Raw genomic sequence first — 2,927 nt, forward strand, 5'->3', positions numbered from 1 at the left:
GCTGCGCGAGCTGCTGGTGCCGCTCGATGCCCACAACCTGGCCGGCGACGCCGTTCCCGACCCGGTGTTCACGTTTCCGCACAAGGGCGACAACCCGCACTATCAGCTCAGCATCAGCCCCATTGCCGGGGCGCGCGATGCGGCGGGCCGCACCGCGCCGGCCGGCCAGATCTTCTGCCTGCGCAACGTGTCGGAGTTCAAGAAGCTCGATGAGATGAAGTCGGCCTTCCTGGCCACCATGTCGCACGAGCTGAAAACGCCGCTGTCCAGCATCAAGCTCAGCCTGATGCTGTTGCAGCACGAGCGCACCTCCGACGCCGAGCGGCAGACGCTGGCCGCCGGCATCGGCGAGGAAACCCAGCGCCTGCTGAGCATGGTGGGCCAGCTCATCGACGTGTCGCGGCTCGACGCGGGCGCGGGCATCAGGCTCGACGTGAAGCCCCTGCGCCTGCCCGAAGTGGTGGAGTACGCCACCCGCACGGTGCTGCCGCAGCTGCGCGACAAGCAGCTGCAGCTCGATTTGCAGCTGCCCGACACCCTGCCGCTGGTGCAGGCCGACATCGAAAAAACTACCTGGGTGCTCATCAACCTGCTCTCGAACGCCATTCGCTACTCGCCGGCGGGCGCGCCGCTGGTAGTGCGGGCCGTGGCCTGGGGCGAAATGGTGCGCGTGAGCGTGGAAGACTGCGGCCCGGGCATCGCGCCGGAGTTTCATAAGCGTATTTTCCAGCGGTTTGCGGGGGTGCCGGGGCAGGTGGGCAAAGGCGGCAGTTCGGGGCTGGGGCTGAGCATCGCGCGCGAGTTCATCGACGCGCAGGGCGGACAATTGTGGGTGGAAAGCCGGCCCGAGTGCGGCAGCTGCTTCCTGTTCACGCTGCCGCGGGGGTAGGTTTTTGGCGCGGGTTTCCGGTTGTTTGGAACAAGGGTGCGTATTGGGAAACACAACGGTAGCCGCCAGTCGGCCACCATTCCTCCCGAAATTCAACCCAACATATGACTGCCCCCGCCCCCACGTTCACCGTCGAGCGCCTCACCTTCGCCACCCGCACCGAGTTGCCGCACTCCTGGCAGGCGGCCGACTACCGCGCCCTGCTCACCCAGCTCAATTTCGACAACCCCGAAGCCCTGCCTGAGGCCGAGCTCAAGGAAATGGCCCAGATGGCCCTCACCGACCTAGAGCCGCGCGAAGCCGCCGTGGCCGTGCTCACCCACCTGTTTCCGGAGGAGCTGACGGCCGGGCAGATTGACAACCTGGCCCACCAGATGCTGACCGAGCGGCTGTGGGAAGAAAACCCCGAGCTGCCGCTGCACCGCGGCTTCTACCAGGCCACGCAGCTGCTGCACGACGCCTTCAACGGCACGTTTCCGAGCGTGAAAGCGGTGGAGTTTCAGGTGAAGTGCACGGCCGCAAATGCGGCCGACCTGGCCGTATTCGGGGCCGATGCCGACGACCGGGCCACGGCCGCCGCGCCGCTGCTGCGTCTACTGGCCGCCGGCCTGCCCGCCAACGCCCTGCTCAACCGTCTGTATGCCGACCACCTGGCGGGCGGGCAGTTTGCCGAAGCCGCGTCCATTCTGTGGGAAGTGCGGGCGCTGGAGAAAACGGCCGATTCCATCACCTTCGACGTGGTGAGCTCGGCCTACTGGCTGGAAGATTTCAAATACGCCGACACCTACTCGGCCCCCACGCACGCCGACGCGGCGGGCGCGGAGGCCGAGTAACCGGCAGTAAGTAGCGCGAATGGAAAATTCGCGCTACTTACTGCCAGAAGCTGCTGGCATATTCATCAGCGCCGGACGCCAGGCAGCTCGACGGTAAGCCACTATTTTGCGTATGGGAGCTACCTTGGACGCTGCCCCGCTCCGGCCGGGGCCCATCCGGCACTCCTTTCGCTGCATATGACCCGTTTTTCCCTGCGACGCATACTGGCCTGGGCGGCGGCGCTGCTGCTGTTGCTGCTGGTGGGCGCGGGCGTGGTGGTGTGGCAGCTGGGCGACGATTTTGCCCGCCGGCTGGTGGCGCGCAAGGTGCGCGCGGCCCTCACCAAAAATTCGGAGCTGGTACTGGCACCGTTTCGGGTGGAGATGTCGCCCTGGCGCGATTTTCCGCACCTCACGGCTTCTATTCAGCACATTGCGCTGACGGATACCTCGTATCGGCAGCGCGTGCCGGTGCTGCAGGTGGGCCGCGCCGACCTGCGCGTAGAGCTACTCAGCCTCTGGCACGGGCAAGTGGACGTGACCCGTGCCGTGGTGACGGATGTGGATTTCCATGAGCAGGTCGACTCGCTGGGCCGGGCCTGGGGGCTGCGCGGCAAGCGGGCCAAAGGCCAGGGCAAAAATCCCACGCTCAGCCTCAAGCTGGATGATTTGGAAGTCAACAACTTCCGCTTCAGCACTAAGAATGACTTTTTGCGCAGCGCCTTCGGGGTGCAGGTGCGCCAAGCCAAGCTAAAAGCGCGGCTGCGCAGTGGCCTCCTGCACGTGGCCGGCGAGCTACAGGGCGAATTGAGCTATCTACGCACCCGCGCCGGCACGCTGTTCGAGCGCGAGCCGGTGGGCGCGCGGGTGCACTACCGCTACTCGTTTGCCGACCGCCAGGGCCTGCTCTACCGCACCCGCGCCACCCTCAACGGCGACAGCGTGCGCGTGAGCGGCACCCACACCCTCGACCCCAAAAAGCCCGCGGGCACGATGATGGACCTGCACTTCGTGGGCAATCAGCCGCTGGTGAAGGTGCTGGTGGCCGCCCTGCCGCCGCGCTTCGAATCCTACCTCGACGGGGCCACCAGCCCCAGCAAGGCCCACGTGCACTACAACATCACGGGGCTGAGCGGGCCGAAGATTGTGCCGCACAACGTGCTCACCTTCGGGCTGCGCGGGGCCAGCCTGCAGTGGCCCGAGCCGGCCCGCCGCATCAGCCGCTG

Annotated in this window: 3 protein-coding genes; all 3 read left to right on the forward strand. The window is 66.5% G+C overall.

Annotated elements, in window-relative coordinates:
• On the forward strand, window positions 1–889 hold an 889-nt coding region (locus tag ACYVDE_RS19055; protein ID WP_460503127.1), incomplete at its 5' end, for a sensor histidine kinase.
• A 104-nt stretch (window positions 890–993) separates the two neighbouring features.
• Window positions 994–1,722: a hypothetical protein gene (locus ACYVDE_RS19060; protein WP_460503128.1), complete on the forward strand. Its 729-nt coding sequence runs from the start codon at window positions 994–996 to the stop codon at window positions 1,720–1,722.
• 177 nt (window positions 1,723–1,899) lie between these two features.
• Window positions 1,900–2,927 (forward strand): AsmA family protein (locus ACYVDE_RS19065; protein WP_460503129.1); only part of this gene is annotated, 1,028 nt, incomplete at its 3' end.

The organism is Hymenobacter agri (assembly GCF_054778495.1).

What these genes read in the sequence shown, in the direction of transcription:
- ACYVDE_RS19060 (WP_460503128.1), top strand. Translation starts at nt 994, where the DNA reads ATGACTGCCCCCGCCCCCACGTTCACCGTCGAGCGCCTCACCTTCGCC.